Origin of the sequence: Hydrogenophaga palleronii, from assembly GCF_031457455.1 — a bacterium.
Classification (GTDB): Bacteria; Pseudomonadota; Gammaproteobacteria; order Burkholderiales; family Burkholderiaceae_C; genus Hydrogenophaga; species Hydrogenophaga palleronii_A.
Window position 1 is genome coordinate 501,925 of record NZ_JAVDWU010000004.1, and the last position, 13,600, is coordinate 515,524.

Sequence of the window (13,600 nt, forward strand, 5' to 3'; positions counted from 1 at the left end):
GCAGCGCGGCGGGGGTGTCTTCAAGGTGTATTCCATTCGGCCACGCGCCGTTCCAGTGTGCGGCGTGACACGCCCAGCAAATGGGCAGCGCGTGTTTTGTCGCCCTGCACCGACTCCAGCACGTTCAGGATGTGGCGCTTTTCAAGTGCATGCAGATCGGTGGGCAGAGGCTCCTGCGATTCGCTGGCCATGCCCGTGCCCCCGGGATAGAGCGCAGAGACGTTCAGCGTGCCCAGGATCAGCGAGCGTTCGATCAGGTTGCGCAGTTCGCGCACGTTGCCTGGCCAGCCGTACTGCGACAGAAAGGCCATCTCCTGTTCGGTGATCTGCAGCGGTTCCATGCCAAGCGACGGCGCGAGCTGTGCCATGAAATGCGCCACCAGTTCCGGAATGTCTTCCTTGTGCGCGCGCAGTGGCGGCAGCAGCAGTTCGACCACTTGCAGGCGAAAGTACAGGTCCTTGCGAAATCGGCCTGTGGCCACCTCGTCGCTGAGCGAGCGGTTGGTGGCCGCGATGATGCGAAGGTTCAGTGGCACCAGCTGTTCGCTGCCCACGGGCCGGATGTTCAGGTCTTCAATGGCGCGCAGCAGCGTGGCCTGGATGGACAGCGGCAATTCGGCGATCTCATCCAGGAAGAGGGTGCCGCCCTGGGCGTAGAGAAACAGCCCGTCGCGCGCACGCGCAGCACCGGTGAAGGCGCCTTTGGCATGCCCAAACAGTTCGCTTTCGATCAGCTCAGGAGAGACGGAGGCGCAATTCACCGGCACAAACGGGCCGCCGGCCCTGCTGCTCTGCGCATGCAGGGCACGCGCCACCAGCTCCTTGCCGGTACCCGATTCGCCCTGCAACAACACCGTGCTGTCCACGGAGGCAACGCGCGTCATGGAGGCGCGCAATTGCTGCATCGCAAGCGATTGACCCACCAGCGATTCGCTCAAGCCCGGCGGGCTGGCCACCGCCCGCCGCAGCACGAAGTTCTCGCGCCGCAGCCGGGAGCGCTCGTAGCAATGCTTCACTGCGTTGAGGATCTGTGGAACACGAAAGGGCTTGAGGATGAAGTCCGATGCACCGGCCCTCAAGGCCTCGATGGCGGTGTCGAGATCGGCAAAGGCGGTGATCAGGATCACCTCCCCGGTGAAGCCTTGATCACGCAGTTCCTTGAGCCAGGCCACCCCGCTTTTGCCGGGCAGTGAAATATCGAGGATCACCAGATCCACATGGTGCCCGCGCAGCCAGTCGGCGCCGTCTTCGGCGCTGCTGGCGCTCATCACGAAGTGGCAACGCGGTGCCAGGGTCTTGACGAGAAAGTTGAGCATGCCCTGTTCATCGTCGACCACCAGGATCGACCAGTCGGGCCAGCCTTCGAGATTTCTCTCGGGTGCAGAGGGGAGATGCGTGCGTTCCACCCGGCGGCATTCTACGGACTAAGCCTACGAAATTAGTTGGGTATTGCTGCAAATCCGACGCCGCCAAAGGACGTTCCTGCACCTTTTTGCGTCTTGCTGTTGCGACAATTTGTCGCGAGATGTCGGGTCAACTTGGCGCCACTATTCGTCACGCATGCAAAAGATTTAAGGGTTAACCCAGGTTCTGATGCGCGCCTTCAGCCGGTTGCCAACCGCACGAAGAGAGCGGGGTAAGGCGGCCCGCTGATCTGCCGGCCTTGTGTGGATGAGGGATCAGACCTGGCACGCTTCTGGCTATAAAAACCGGAGCACGTCGGGATGTTGCGCTGCCGCATGAAACGCTGCTACGGAGAAAACAACAGCGCTTGCAAAGGAAGGGGAAGCGCGCTTGCACGCATTTTGTTGCAAGGTTAGATTCCACGTATGCAAGAAAGCCGCAAGTGTGTGCGAGCACCCCATTCAACCAGGAGAACCACATGAGCAAGTCCCCCCACCAACCCACGGGTGATGGTCCATCCCGACTGAATCGCCGCACCCTGTTTGCGGGTGCCGGCACGGTGGGCGCGGTCGCCGCCGTGGCCACCGTGTTGCCCCGTCTCCAGACTGAAGCACCCGCAGCTGCCGCAGCGCGTCCCGCACCCACGCGCGGTGGTGGCTACAGCTTGAGCGAGCACGTGAAGCACTACTACCAGACCACCCGCATCTGAGTGCCAGTCGGCTTTCGCCTTTTTGATTTCCCGCGTTTCCCCACGATTCCACCAGTCCACCGACCGCGCCAGAACGCCCGTTCCCGCCAAGGCAGACCCTTCGGAGGCAAAACAATGTTGCTGACCAAAAAATCCTCATCAACGGCCGGGCACGGCTCGCGTTCACATTCCAGCTTTGTGCACAACCTGCAGCGCGGCCTGGCGTCGGCGCTCCCCACCATGGACCGTCGCGCCTTCCTGCGCCGCTCCGGCCTGGGTGTGGGGGTCGGGCTTGCGGCCACCCAGCTCACCCTGGTGAAGAAAGCCAAGGCGGCCGAGGGCAAGTCCATCGACGGCACCGGCAAGATCGAAGTCAAGCGCACCGTCTGTACCCACTGCTCGGTGGGTTGTGCGACCGACGCGATCGTGGAAAACGGTGTCTGGGTGCGCCAGGAACCGGTGTTCGATTCGCCCATCAACCTCGGTGCACACTGCGCCAAGGGTGCCGCCCTTCGTGAGCATGGCCACGGCGAATACCGCCTGCGCTACCCCATGAAGTTGGTCAACGGCAAGTACCAGCGCATCAGCTGGGACACCGCGCTGGAAGAGATCACCGCCAAGATGAAGGAGCTGCGCGAGGCCAGCGGTCCCGATTCGGTCTACTTCATCGGTTCCTCCAAGCACAACAACGAGCAGGCCTACCTGTTGCGCAAGTTCGTGAGCTTCTGGGGCACCAACAACTGTGACCACCAGGCCCGCATTTGCCACTCCACCACGGTGGCTGGCGTGGCGAACACATGGGGCTATGGCGCCATGACCAACTCGTACAACGACATGCAGAACAGCAAATGCGCGTTGTACATCGGCTCCAACGCCGCTGAAGCGCACCCGGTGTCGCTGCTGCACATGCTGCACGCCAAGGAAAACGGCTGCAAGATGATCGTGGTCGATCCGCGCTTCACCCGCACCGCCGCCAAGGCCGACGAGTACGTGCGCATCCGCTCCGGCACCGACATCCCCTTCCTGTTCGGCCTGCTGCACATCATTTTCAAGAACGGCTGGGAAGACAAGAAATACATCAACGACCGGGTCTATGGCATGGAGGCAGTCAAGGCCGACGTGATGGCCAAGTGGACACCCGCTGCGGTGGAAGAAGCCTGCGGTGTGGGCGAAGAGCAGATGTTCAAGGTGGCCAAGATGCTGGCCGAAGCCAAGCCCGCCACCATCGTGTGGTGCATGGGCCAGACGCAGCACACCATCGGCAACGCCATGGTGCGTGCCACCTGCATTCTCCAGTTGGCGCTGGGCAACGTCGGCAAGACCGGCGGAGGCACCAACATCTTCCGTGGTCACGACAACGTGCAGGGCGCCACCGACGTCGGCCCCAACCCCGACTCACTGCCTGGCTACTACGGCCTGGCGGCAGGCTCCTGGAAGCACTTTGCTTCCACATGGGGTGTCGACTACGAGTGGATCAAGAAACAGTATGCCGAAGGCATGATGGAAAAGCCCGGCATCACAGTGTCGCGCTGGATCGACGGCGTGCTGGAGAACAACGAGCTGATCGATCAGGGCCCGAACCTGCGCGGCGTATTCTTCTGGGGCCATGCACCCAACTCGCAGACCCGGGGCCTGGAGATGAAGCGGGCCATGGACAAGCTGGACTTGCTGGTGGTGGTGGACCCTTACCCATCTGCCACGGCTTCGATGGCAGCCATGCCCGGCAAGCCGGAAGATCAGAATCCCAATCGCGCGGTGTACCTGCTACCCGCAGCCACGCAGTTTGAGACCCGCGGCTCTTGTACCGCCTCCAACCGCTCCATCCAGTGGCGCGAGCAGGTCATTGAGCCGCTGTGGGAAAGCCGCAGCGATCACATGATCATGCACCAGTTCGCCGAGAAGCTTGGCTTCGCCAATGAGCTGTCCAAGAACTACAAGATGGAGAAGGTCAAGGGTCTGGATGAGCCCTCGGTGGAAGACATCCTCCGTGAAATCAACAAGTCCGTCTGGACCATCGGCTACACCGGCCAGAGCCCAGAGCGCCTGAAGGCGCATATGCGCAACATGGCGGCGTTTGACATCAAGAGCCTGAAGTGCAAGGGCACGGTGGTGGACAAGGAAACCGGGTACGACATGACCGGTGACTTCTTCGGCTTGCCTTGGCCCTGCTATGGCACGCCGGAACTCAAGCACCCAGGTTCACCCAATCTGTACGACACCTCCAAGCACGTCATGGAAGGCGGCGGCAACTTCCGCGCCAACTTCGGTGTGGAGCGCGAGGGCGTGAGTCTGCTGGCCGAGGACGGCTCGCACTCGCTGGGCGCCGAGATCACCACGGGCTACCCGGAGTTCGACCATGTGCTGCTCAAGAAGCTGGGCTGGTGGGACGATCTCAGCGATGCCGAGAAAACCGCTGCCGAGGGCAAGAACTGGAAGACCGATCCCACGGGCGCGATCATCCGGGTGGCCATGGCCCATGGCTGCCACCCATTCGGCAATGCCAAGGCACGCGCCATCGTCTGGAACTTCCCCGACGGCATTCCGCAGCATCGCGAGCCCATCTACGGCATCCGCCCCGATCTGGTGGCCAAGTACCCCAGCCACGACGACCAGAAGACCCGCTGGCGCCTGCCCATCCTCTACAAGTCGCTGCAGCAGAAGAACGTAGACGAAAAGGTGCACGAGAAATTCCCGCTGATCATGACTTCGGGTCGCCTGGTCGAGTACGAGGGCGGTGGCGAAGAAACCCGATCCAACCCCTGGCTGGCCGAACTGCAGCAGGAGATGTTCGTGGAGATCAACCCTGCCACGGCGGCGGAGCGCGGTGTGCGCAATGGCGACCGCGTATGGGTCAGCTCACCCACGGGAGCGCGCATCAATGTGCAGGCGCTGGTGACCGAACGCGTGGGACCGGACACTGTGTTCCTGCCGTTCCACTTCTCTGGCCGCTGGCAAGGTGAAGACATGAAACCCTATTACCCCGATGGTGCGTTCCCGGTTGTTCGCGGCGAAGCCGTCAACACCGCCACCACCTATGGTTACGACATCGTGACCATGATGCAGGAAACCAAGACCACGGTCTGCAACATCGCCAAGGCCTAAGGAGACACACGATGGCAAGAATGAAATTCATCTGCGATGCAGAGCGCTGCATCGAATGCAACGGTTGTGTGACGGCCTGCAAGAACGAACACGAGGTGCCCTGGGGCGTGAACCGCCGCCGCGTGGTCACCCTCAACGACGGTGTGCCCGGCGAGAAGTCGATCTCTGTGGCCTGCATGCATTGCAGTGACGCACCCTGCATGGCGGTCTGCCCCGTGAACTGCTTCTACCGCACCGAAGAAGGTGTGGTGCTTCACGACAAGGATGTCTGCATCGGCTGCGGCTACTGCTCCTACGCCTGCCCCTTCGGCGCGCCCCAGTTCCCTTCGCAGGGCACCTTTGGCGTGCGCGGCAAGATGGACAAGTGCACCTTCTGTGCCGGCGGCCCCGAAGCGCACGGCAGCCAGTCCGAGTTCGAAAAATACGGTCGCAACCGCCTCGCCGAAGGTAAGCTGCCCGCGTGTGCAGAAATGTGCTCGACCAAGGCCTTGCTGGCTGGTGACGGCGACGTGGTGGCCGACATCTTCCGCAGCCGTGTGCTGCAGCGGGGCAAGGGGGCAGAAGTCTGGGGCTGGGGCACCGCTTACGGCAGCGCGCAAGGAGGCAAATCATGATGGTTTCACGTTTCTTCCTTTCGACCGCCTTGGCGCTGTCAGCACTGGCGTTGGCAGCCTGTGGTGAACAGCCACAGGAGATGACCGGGCAGGGCATCAAGCAGGACAACGCACCGTACCAGGGCGTGGGCAGCAGCCAGTACGCGCAAGGCGGCTGGAAACCCGGTGACCGCAGCAGCTGGGAGCAGCAGTTGAAAACCCGTGCGCAGTACGGGCAGAACGACTACACCCGCATGAGCAACTGACCAGGACGGCCTTATGCACAAGCTTTTGATCACGGGTTTGCGCCGGCTCACCGGCCCAGGCTTCTGGACGGCCGCTGTTCTGGGTCTGGGTGTTGGTCTGGCGAGCGCACAGGCGCTCAAGGTCGAGCCCGCCCAGGACGATCCGGCACCGCCAGCGGCCACCACTGCGCCGGCTCAGCAGGGCGGCATTCGCAGTGCCAACATCTTCGAGATCGCGCCCGACGCCAGCACCGATCCCAATTACGCCGATCAGACCAACGCTCAGCGTGGGCAGGTGCAACCCGGCAACAACGCGCCCATGTGGCGCGATGTGGGCAAAGGCGTGACCGGTGTCACCAACCTGCCTTACCCGGAAGCGGGCAACATGATCCAGGGCTTCGTGCAGTACCCGGGCTCCCGCTACACCACCGCAGGTGAAGCGTGGCGCCAGGTGCGCAACGACTGGATCCTGCCCTATGGCGGCTCGCTGCTGCTGATTGCGCTGGTGGCCATCGCACTGTTCTATTTCACCAAGGGCACCATCGAGCTGCACGGCAAGGAAACCGGTCGCAAGATTGAACGCTTCACCTACTTCGAGCGCGCGGCGCACTGGGTGAATGCCATTGCGTTTGTCACGCTGGCCATCTCAGGCATCGTGATGGCCTTCGGCAAGTTCTTCCTGCTGCCCATCATGGGCAGCACCCTGTTCGGGTGGCTCACTTACGCGCTCAAGAACGCGCACAATTTTGTGGGACCGCTTTTTGTGGTGTCACTGATCGTGGTGTTCCTGGTGTTCGTGCGCGACAACCTGCCAGGCAAGGGTGACCTCACCTGGCTGCTGAAAGGTGGTGGTCTGCTGGGTAAACAAGAGGTGCCTTCGCACCGCTTCAATGCGGGTGAAAAGCTGTTGTTCTGGGCCGGCGTGTTCCTGTTCGGTGCACTGGTGGCCGGCTCTGGCGTCTTTCTGGACAAGATCGTGCCCGCAGTGGAATACACACGTGCCAACATGCAGTTGGCGCACATGATCCACGCGAGTGCCGCCGTGCTGATGATGGCGCTGTTCATGGGACACATCTACATGGGTACGCTGGGCATGCGCGGTGCGTACAGTGCGATGAAGACCGGCTATGTCGATGAAACCTGGGCCAAGGAACACCACGAGTACTGGTACGACGACATCAAGACCGGCAAGATTCCTGCCCAGCGCAGCACCACAAACACGGATGGCACGGACGCTGCCCAGGTCGCCAAGGCCTGACGCCCTCGTGCTGAACTGACACACCACTCTGAACAGGACTTTCATGAAACGCAGTCTGTTGTTGTGCTTATCGTTGATGCTGGCTGCCGCCGCGCATGCCAAGCTGCCCGCGCCTGCGCCGCTGTCAGATGAAGCCAAGGCCAAGGCGGCCGAGGCGGCTGCCCGCACTGCCCACTCCGGCAAAGTGGAGGCTTACAAACTGTGCCGCTCCATGGACAAAGCCGCTGAGAACCACTTCAAGACCGCCGCAACCATGGGCAAGCCGGTCAAGAGCGCCCAGAATGCACCCGCTTGCACCGATCCGGGTGCATTTGTTTACGTGCCTCCCAAGCCGGTCGAAGCGGCTGAAGCGCATTCGCCGGCCGCGACAGCCGTTGCCCCTCCGAGCGGGACAGCGCCTCCGGCGGCGCCCACCCCTGCAAAATAAACCAGACGAGGGCGGCACTGCCAAGTGCCCAATGACCCTTTCGCGTGCCTCCCATGGGCCGCACCTCCGGGTGGCGGCCCTTTTCTTGCGTTAGTCTCTTCCCATGCCTTTGCCCCACCTGACCCAGGCCCGTGCACCGCTGACCCGTGAAGTCGAGGTCACCAATCAGCATGGCCAGCGCGAGACGATCTTCATTCCGGCCGAGCGCGATCTCACGGTCTACGTCGACAAACGCGAGCTCGTGACCCTGATGACGTTGGGTGCCCATCCCGAATGGCTGGTGTTGGGGTATCTGCTCAATCAGCGGTTGGTGAAGTCCATTGAAGAAATCGAGTCCGTCACGGTCGACTGGGATGTGGGCGCAGCTTCCGTCAAGACCCGCCACGGCATCGACCGCATCGAGGAGCGCACGGCCAAGCGGGTGGTGACCACCGGGTGTGGGCAGGGCAGCGTGTTTGGCAATCTGATGGACGAGATCGACCAGATCCGCCTGCCCGAGGGGGCCCTGTTGCACCAGTCGGCCCTGTATGAAATCGTCAATGCGATCCGGCTCAAGGAAAGCACCTACAAGTCGGCCGGCTCGGTTCACGCCTGCGCCTTGTTTGGCGGCAGCGGGTTGCGCCTGTTTGTTGAAGATGTGGGGCGCCACAACGCGGTGGACACCATTGCGGGCTGGATGGCATTGGATCAGGCTGATGCCCCCACGCTCCACCGCTCACGCGGGTCGCTGCCCCCCGAGGGGGCTGATCTGGCTTCGGCCGGCTCCGTGAAGGTCTTCTACACCACCGGTCGTCTCACCAGCGAGATGGTCATCAAGTCGGCGCAAATGGGTGTGGCGATCGTGGTGTCGCGCAGCGGCATCACGCAAATGGGGCTGGAGGTGGCGCAGCGGGTGGGCCTGTGTGCCATCGGGCGCGCCACCAACAAGCGTTTTCTCTGTTACGCAAACGCCCAGCGCCTCGTGCTGGACGCGATACCGCCAGAGGCTCCAACGGCTTCGGCTGGCGATGTAAAGGCCTTGTCCGCCTGAGGCGGTGCGTGAACGCCTGTGCGAGGCGGGATCGGGCATAAACTCTGGACATTCCGGCCTGTGCGCCCGGTGCTGCGATGCCGTGAAGTGACGCTGTACCGGCCTGCCACGGGTTCAACTCCCATCTCTTATGAAAGCAGCCGATGAGCCGAGCCGTTCATGTCATCGATCACCCCCTCGTCCAGCACAAGCTCACGCTGATGCGCCGCAAGGACACCAGCACCAAGAGCTTCCGGGAGCTGGCGCATGAAGTCAGCATCTTGCTCGCCTACGAGCTCACGCGGGAAATGCCCATGCAGGAGATCGAGATCGAGACCCCGCTGGAGAAGATGACCTCGCGCATCATCGACGGCAAGAAGATCGTGCTGGCTTCCATTCTTCGCGCAGGCAATGGCTTCCTGGACGGCATGTTGCAGGTGCTGCCCGCAGCCCGCGTGGGTCACATCGGTCTTTACCGCGACCCCGCCACGCTGAAGGCGGTGGAGTACTACTTCAAGATGCCGCAGGACATGGCCGAACGAGATGTGATCGTGCTGGACCCCATGCTGGCTACCGGCAACTCGGCCGTGGCTGCGGTGGATCGCCTCAAGCAGACCCAGCCGCGCTCCTTGCGCTTCGTCTGCCTGGTCGCCTGCCCGGAAGGCATCAAGAATTTTCACGACCACCATCCCGACGTGCCCATCTACACACCTGCCGTGGACCGGGGTCTGAACGAACATGGGTACATCGTGCCGGGGCTGGGCGACGCGGGTGACCGCATCTTTGGAACGAAGTAGGCACATCCCACGTAGCGCCACACCACGCCTCGGCGCTGGCGTAGGCCTTCGGGCGCCGCCTCAGGCGGGAATCAGTCGTTCGGTACCGCCCAGGTAAGGGCGCAACACTTCAGGCACGGTCACACTGCCGTCGGCGTTCTGGTTGTTTTCCAGCACAGCGACCAGGGCACGGCCCACCGCGAGACCGGAGCCGTTGAGGGTGTGCACGAGTTCGTTCTTGCCCTGGGCGTTCTTGTAACGCGCCTGCAGGCGCCGGGCCTGGAAGGCTTCGCAGTTGGAGACCGAGCTGATTTCGCGGTAGGTGCCCTGCGCGGGTACCCAGACCTCGAGGTCGTAGGTCTTGCTGGCGCCAAAGCCCATGTCGCCGGTACACAGGCTCACGACGCGGTAGGGCAGGCCCAGCTTCTGCAGAATGGCTTCGGCGTGCGTGGTCATGGCTTCGAGCGCTTCGTAGCTCTTGTCCGGGTGCACGATCTGCACCATTTCCACCTTGTCGAACTGGTGCTGCCGGATCATGCCGCGCGTGTCGCGCCCGGCGCTGCCGGCTTCTGAGCGAAAGCACGGGGTGTGTGCGGTGAGCTTGATAGGCAGGTCGGCTTCGGACAACACCGTGTCGCGCACGGTGTTGGTGAGCGTCACCTCCGATGTGGGAATCAGGTACAGCGCCTGGTTGTCAGGTACCGGTTCGCCTTCCTGGCCACCTTTTTTCACCGCGAACAGGTCACCCTCGAACTTCGGCAACTGGCCGGTGCCGCGCAGGGTGTCGCTGTTGACGATGTAGGGCGTGTAGCACTCGGTGTAGCCGTGCTCGCGGGTTTGCACATCCAGCATGAACTGCGCCAGTGCCCGGTGCAGGCTGGCGATGGGGCCGCGCATGAAGGTGAAGCGTGAGCCGGCGAGTTTGACGCCGGTGTCGAAGTCCAGGCCCAGTTTCTCGCCGACCTCCACATGGTCGCGCACGTCGAAATCGAACGCGCGCGGTGTGCCCCAGCGGCGCACTTCCACATTGCCTTCTTCGCCCGCGCCCACCGGCACGCTCTCGTGCGGCAGATTAGGCACTGCCAGCAGCAGGTACTGCAGTTCGGTCTGAAGCACTTCCAGCCGGCTGGCCGACGCATCGAGTTCGGTCTTGATCTGCCCCACCTGGGCCATCACCGCCTCGGCTTCGGCGTGTTGTCCCTTTCCCTTGAGCATGCCGATCTGTTTGGACAGGCTGTTGCGCTGGCTCTGGAGTTCTTCGGTGCGGGTCTGCAGGGTCTTGCGTTCGGTTTCCAGCGCGCTGAACTGGGCCACGTCGAGATAGGGCTGGGGCTGCTTGCGGGTCTCCAGCCGGGCGATCACGGCGTTGAGGTCTTTTCTCAGTTGAACGATGTCGAGCATGGTGTGATGTGTGGAAGGCCCGGTGCCGGGCCATGCATGAGGTGAGCGATGGTCGGGCCGGATTCAGCGCAGATGCTCGATGGGCGAGCCGGTCTCGCCCTCGATGCGCAGGCCCTTGGGCAAGGGAAATTTCACGGTCTCGGACAGACCGTCCATGGTGCGCACCGAAATCGCGCCCAGCGCCTTGATGCGGTCCATCACCTGGCGAACGAGAATTTCCGGCGCGGATGCACCTGCGGTCAGGCCCACTCGGGCCTTGCCAGCGAACCATTCGGGTTCCAGTTCTTCGGCGCTGTCGACCATGTGGCTGGGCGTGCCCAGCTTGATGGCCACTTCGCGCAGGCGGTTGCTGTTGGAGCTGGTGGGGCTGCCCACCACGATCACGATGTCGACCTGTGGGCTGAGCAGCTTGACTGCGTCCTGCCGGTTCTGGGTGGCGTAGCAGATGTCTTGCTGCTTGGGTTCGCGCACCTGGGGGAAGCGCGCCTTCACGGCATTGAGGATTTCGGCGGCGTCGTCCACCGACAAGGTGGTCTGCGTCACGACCGCGAGCTTGGTGGTCTGTGCCGGTGCCACGCGGGCCACGTCTTCCACGTCTTCCACCAGATGGATGCCGCTGTCGAGCTGGCCCATGGTGCCTTCCACTTCCGGGTGGCCCTTGTGCCCGATCATGATGAACTCAAAACCTTCGCGGTGCAGCTTGGCCACCTCCACATGCACCTTGGTCACCAGCGGGCAGGTGGCGTCGAAGATGTGAAAACCGCGCCGCTGCGCTTCTTCCTGAATGGCCTTGCTCACGCCATGGGCGGAAAACACCAGCGTGGCGCCGGCCGGCACGTCGTCCAGCTCTTCAATGAAGATGGCGCCTTTGGCCTTGAGGTCGTTGACCACATAGGTGTTGTGCACGATTTCGTGGCGCACATAAATGGGCCGGCCGAACTTGGCGAGCGCGCGCTCGACGATCTCGATGGCGCGGTCCACGCCCGCACAAAAGCCGCGCGGTTCCGCCAGGATGATTTCTTGGGAAAGGGTCATATCAGTCTTGAGCCATGTCGAAGCGCTGTTGCTCCACGCATGAGGAGGCGCCATCCAGTGGCAACGCCGGGCCGGCTTTGCCGGACGGCAGGTGCCGCCCCCTTGAGGGGGTGACGCCGAAGGCGGCGCGGGGGTACTTCACAAGATTCCGATCAGTTGCACCTCGAAGCGCACGGCCTGGCCGGCCAAGGGGTGGTTGAAGTCGAACAGCACTGCGCCATCTTCGCGCACTTCAACCGCGGCGCCCGCGTAGTGGCCCAGACCGTCTGGTGTGGGGAACTGCACCACGTCGCCAGCCACGTACTGTTCGTTCGGATCGCCCAGCTCGTTGAGCAGCCTGCGCGCCACCCATTGCACCATTTCCGGCTGGCGTTCGCCGAAGGCTTCGCCTTCAGGCAGTTCGATGACGGTGCGCGTGCCTTCTTCAAGACCGATCAGGCGTTGCTCGATGGCGGGCGAGAGTTCGCCCGCGCCCAGGCTCAACGTCGCGGGCTGGCCATCGAAGGTGTCGATGATGACCTGACCTTGCGGTCCCGACATGCGGTAGTGCAGGGTGAGGAAAGAGCCTTCTTGGACTTGGGGCATGGACGAAATAGGGATGAATTCAGGGAGTTGGGGCGTCGAAAACGGTCTGAAACGCCAACAGGACAAAAAGCGAAACACCCGCTATTGTAAAAAGCGGCCTGCCAAAGAATCAAAACAGGGAGAAAAACACATGGAAGGCCTTGCCAAGTCCGGGCTCAAGAGCATGCCGGCCGATGCGCGACCGCGCGAAAAACTGCTGATGCGGGGGCCTTCGGCGCTCAGCGACGCTGAATTGCTGGCCTTGCTGCTGCGCACCGGCATCAGTGGCAAGCACGTGGTGCAGCTGGCGCAGGAACTGCTGGACCGCTTCGGTGGCGTGGGCGGCCTGCTGCACACCGGCGCCGAAGCGCTCAGGGTCGTCAAGGGGCTGGGGCCGGCCAAGCGCGCCGAGGTGGTGGCGGTGCTGGAGCTGGCCCGGCGCGCACTGTCGCAAGAACTCCAAGCGCGCCCGCTGTTTGACAGCCCGAGAGCGGTACGTGACTACCTGCAACTGCAGTTGGGGGCACATGCGCACGAGGTGTTCGCGGTGCTGTTCCTGGACAGTCAGAACCGGCTCATTGCGCTGGAAGAGCTGTTTCGCGGCACGCTTTCGCAAACCAGTGTCTACCCCCGGGAAGTGGTGCTGCGTGCCTTGCACCACCATTGCGCCGCGGTGGTGCTGGCCCACAACCATCCCAGCGGAACGGCCCAGCCATCCCGCGCCGATGAAGCACTCACGCAGACCTTGAAAGCGTCGCTGGCTTTGGTGGACGTCCGGGTGCTGGACCATTTCATTGTCACGCGCGAGCAGGCTGTCTCCATGGCCGAGATGGGCATGGTATGACCCCCCCTGCGCCGCTCCGCGGCTTCCCCCCAGGGGGACCACACCCTTGGCCCGGCGAAGCCGGATCTTCGGTGTGTGCTGGATAGGTCACGCGCTCCGGAGGCTCTAGAGCTCCTCCCTGCGCCGCTTTGCGGCTTCCCCCCAGAGGGGGGGGCGCACCCTGTGGCCTGGCAGAGCCAGTTCCACGGGTGCCCTGGACAAGACACCCTCTCCGGAGGCGGCGCCTCCACTCGGTTCGAAGAGACTGGCCGGGC

At 63.0% G+C, this 13,600-nt stretch carries 14 protein-coding genes; 9 read left to right on the plus strand and 5 right to left on the minus strand.

Annotation, left to right across the window (positions count from 1 at the left end; translation table 11 throughout):
* Positions 1–20: 20 nt before the first annotated feature.
* Positions 21–1,406: a sigma-54-dependent transcriptional regulator gene (locus J2W49_RS12510; protein WP_310316219.1), complete on the minus strand. Its 1,386-nt coding sequence runs from the start codon at positions 1,404–1,406 to the stop codon at positions 21–23.
* A 476-nt stretch (positions 1,407–1,882) separates the two neighbouring features.
* Between J2W49_RS12510 and J2W49_RS12515 the strand changes: the two genes are divergently transcribed.
* From J2W49_RS12515 to upp, 8 genes are all read left to right on the plus strand, one after another.
* Positions 1,883–2,113, plus strand: a complete 231-nt coding sequence (locus J2W49_RS12515; RefSeq protein WP_310316222.1) for a formate dehydrogenase — start codon at positions 1,883–1,885, stop codon at positions 2,111–2,113.
* A 114-nt stretch (positions 2,114–2,227) separates the two neighbouring features.
* Positions 2,228–5,194: a formate dehydrogenase subunit alpha gene (locus tag J2W49_RS12520; protein WP_310316224.1), complete on the plus strand. Its 2,967-nt coding sequence runs from the start codon at positions 2,228–2,230 to the stop codon at positions 5,192–5,194.
* Positions 5,195–5,205: 11 nt separating this feature from the next.
* Complete coding sequence (gene fdh3B / locus J2W49_RS12525; RefSeq protein ID WP_310316226.1) at positions 5,206–5,808, plus strand: formate dehydrogenase FDH3 subunit beta; 603 nt, start codon at positions 5,206–5,208, stop codon at positions 5,806–5,808.
* Positions 5,805–6,053, plus strand: a complete 249-nt coding sequence (locus J2W49_RS12530) for a hypothetical protein (RefSeq protein ID WP_405001015.1) — start codon at positions 5,805–5,807, stop codon at positions 6,051–6,053. The genes fdh3B and J2W49_RS12530 overlap by 4 nt, the downstream gene beginning before the upstream one ends.
* A 13-nt stretch (positions 6,054–6,066) precedes the next feature.
* Positions 6,067–7,290: a formate dehydrogenase subunit gamma gene (locus J2W49_RS12535; RefSeq protein ID WP_310316229.1), complete on the plus strand. Its 1,224-nt coding sequence runs from the start codon at positions 6,067–6,069 to the stop codon at positions 7,288–7,290.
* A 43-nt stretch (positions 7,291–7,333) separates the two neighbouring features.
* Positions 7,334–7,717: a hypothetical protein gene (locus tag J2W49_RS12540; RefSeq protein ID WP_310316231.1), complete on the plus strand. Its 384-nt coding sequence runs from the start codon at positions 7,334–7,336 to the stop codon at positions 7,715–7,717.
* Positions 7,718–7,820: 103 nt separating this feature from the next.
* Positions 7,821–8,747 (plus strand): formate dehydrogenase accessory sulfurtransferase FdhD, encoded by a 927-nt coding sequence (locus tag J2W49_RS12545; RefSeq protein ID WP_310316235.1) that lies wholly within the window; start codon positions 7,821–7,823, stop codon positions 8,745–8,747.
* A gap of 143 nt (positions 8,748–8,890) precedes the next feature.
* Positions 8,891–9,523, plus strand: a complete 633-nt coding sequence (gene upp / locus J2W49_RS12550) for a uracil phosphoribosyltransferase (protein WP_310316237.1) — start codon at positions 8,891–8,893, stop codon at positions 9,521–9,523.
* 60 nt (positions 9,524–9,583) lie between these two features.
* Here the strand turns inward: upp and serS are convergent, their stop codons facing one another.
* The 4 genes from serS to J2W49_RS12570 all read right to left on the minus strand — a co-directional run bounded on the left by serS (position 9,584) and on the right by J2W49_RS12570 (position 12,523).
* Entirely contained in the window at positions 9,584–10,903 is a 1,320-nt protein-coding gene (gene serS, locus J2W49_RS12555; RefSeq protein WP_310316240.1) for a serine--tRNA ligase, read from the minus strand.
* Positions 10,904–10,966: 63 nt separating this feature from the next.
* Positions 10,967–11,938 carry a 4-hydroxy-3-methylbut-2-enyl diphosphate reductase gene (gene ispH / locus J2W49_RS12560; RefSeq protein ID WP_310316243.1) on the minus strand — a complete coding sequence of 324 codons (972 nt, stop codon included), beginning with the start codon at positions 11,936–11,938 and terminating at the stop codon, positions 10,967–10,969.
* Position 11,939: 1 nt separating this feature from the next.
* Positions 11,940–12,080: a hypothetical protein gene (locus tag J2W49_RS12565; protein ID WP_310316246.1), complete on the minus strand. Its 141-nt coding sequence runs from the start codon at positions 12,078–12,080 to the stop codon at positions 11,940–11,942.
* Entirely contained in the window at positions 12,077–12,523 is a 447-nt protein-coding gene (locus J2W49_RS12570) for an FKBP-type peptidyl-prolyl cis-trans isomerase (RefSeq protein WP_310316249.1), read from the minus strand. The genes J2W49_RS12565 and J2W49_RS12570 overlap by 4 nt, the downstream gene beginning before the upstream one ends.
* A gap of 130 nt (positions 12,524–12,653) precedes the next feature.
* On the opposite strand from J2W49_RS12570, the gene radC reads away from it, so the two are divergent.
* The gene (radC, locus tag J2W49_RS12575; RefSeq protein ID WP_310316252.1) at positions 12,654–13,346 is read left to right on the plus strand and encodes a RadC family protein; all 693 of its coding nucleotides are present in this window, start codon (positions 12,654–12,656) and stop codon (positions 13,344–13,346) included.
* Positions 13,347–13,600: the final 254 nt, after the last annotated feature.

Coding starts and splice junctions, on each gene's coding strand:
- J2W49_RS12570 (WP_310316249.1), bottom strand. CDS start 12,523: ATGCCCCAAGTCCAAGAAGGCTCTTTCCTCACCCTGCACTACCGCATG.
- serS (WP_310316240.1), bottom strand. CDS start 10,903: ATGCTCGACATCGTTCAACTGAGAAAAGACCTCAACGCCGTGATCGCC.
- J2W49_RS12545 (WP_310316235.1), top strand. CDS start 7,821: ATGCCTTTGCCCCACCTGACCCAGGCCCGTGCACCGCTGACCCGTGAA.
- fdh3B (WP_310316226.1), top strand. CDS start 5,206: ATGGCAAGAATGAAATTCATCTGCGATGCAGAGCGCTGCATCGAATGC.
- J2W49_RS12515 (WP_310316222.1), top strand. CDS start 1,883: ATGAGCAAGTCCCCCCACCAACCCACGGGTGATGGTCCATCCCGACTG.
- ispH (WP_310316243.1), bottom strand. CDS start 11,938: ATGACCCTTTCCCAAGAAATCATCCTGGCGGAACCGCGCGGCTTTTGT.
- J2W49_RS12540 (WP_310316231.1), top strand. CDS start 7,334: ATGAAACGCAGTCTGTTGTTGTGCTTATCGTTGATGCTGGCTGCCGCC.
- radC (WP_310316252.1), top strand. CDS start 12,654: ATGGAAGGCCTTGCCAAGTCCGGGCTCAAGAGCATGCCGGCCGATGCG.
- upp (WP_310316237.1), top strand. CDS start 8,891: ATGAGCCGAGCCGTTCATGTCATCGATCACCCCCTCGTCCAGCACAAG.
- J2W49_RS12520 (WP_310316224.1), top strand. CDS start 2,228: ATGTTGCTGACCAAAAAATCCTCATCAACGGCCGGGCACGGCTCGCGT.
- J2W49_RS12535 (WP_310316229.1), top strand. CDS start 6,067: ATGCACAAGCTTTTGATCACGGGTTTGCGCCGGCTCACCGGCCCAGGC.
- J2W49_RS12530 (WP_405001015.1), top strand. CDS start 5,805: ATGATGGTTTCACGTTTCTTCCTTTCGACCGCCTTGGCGCTGTCAGCA.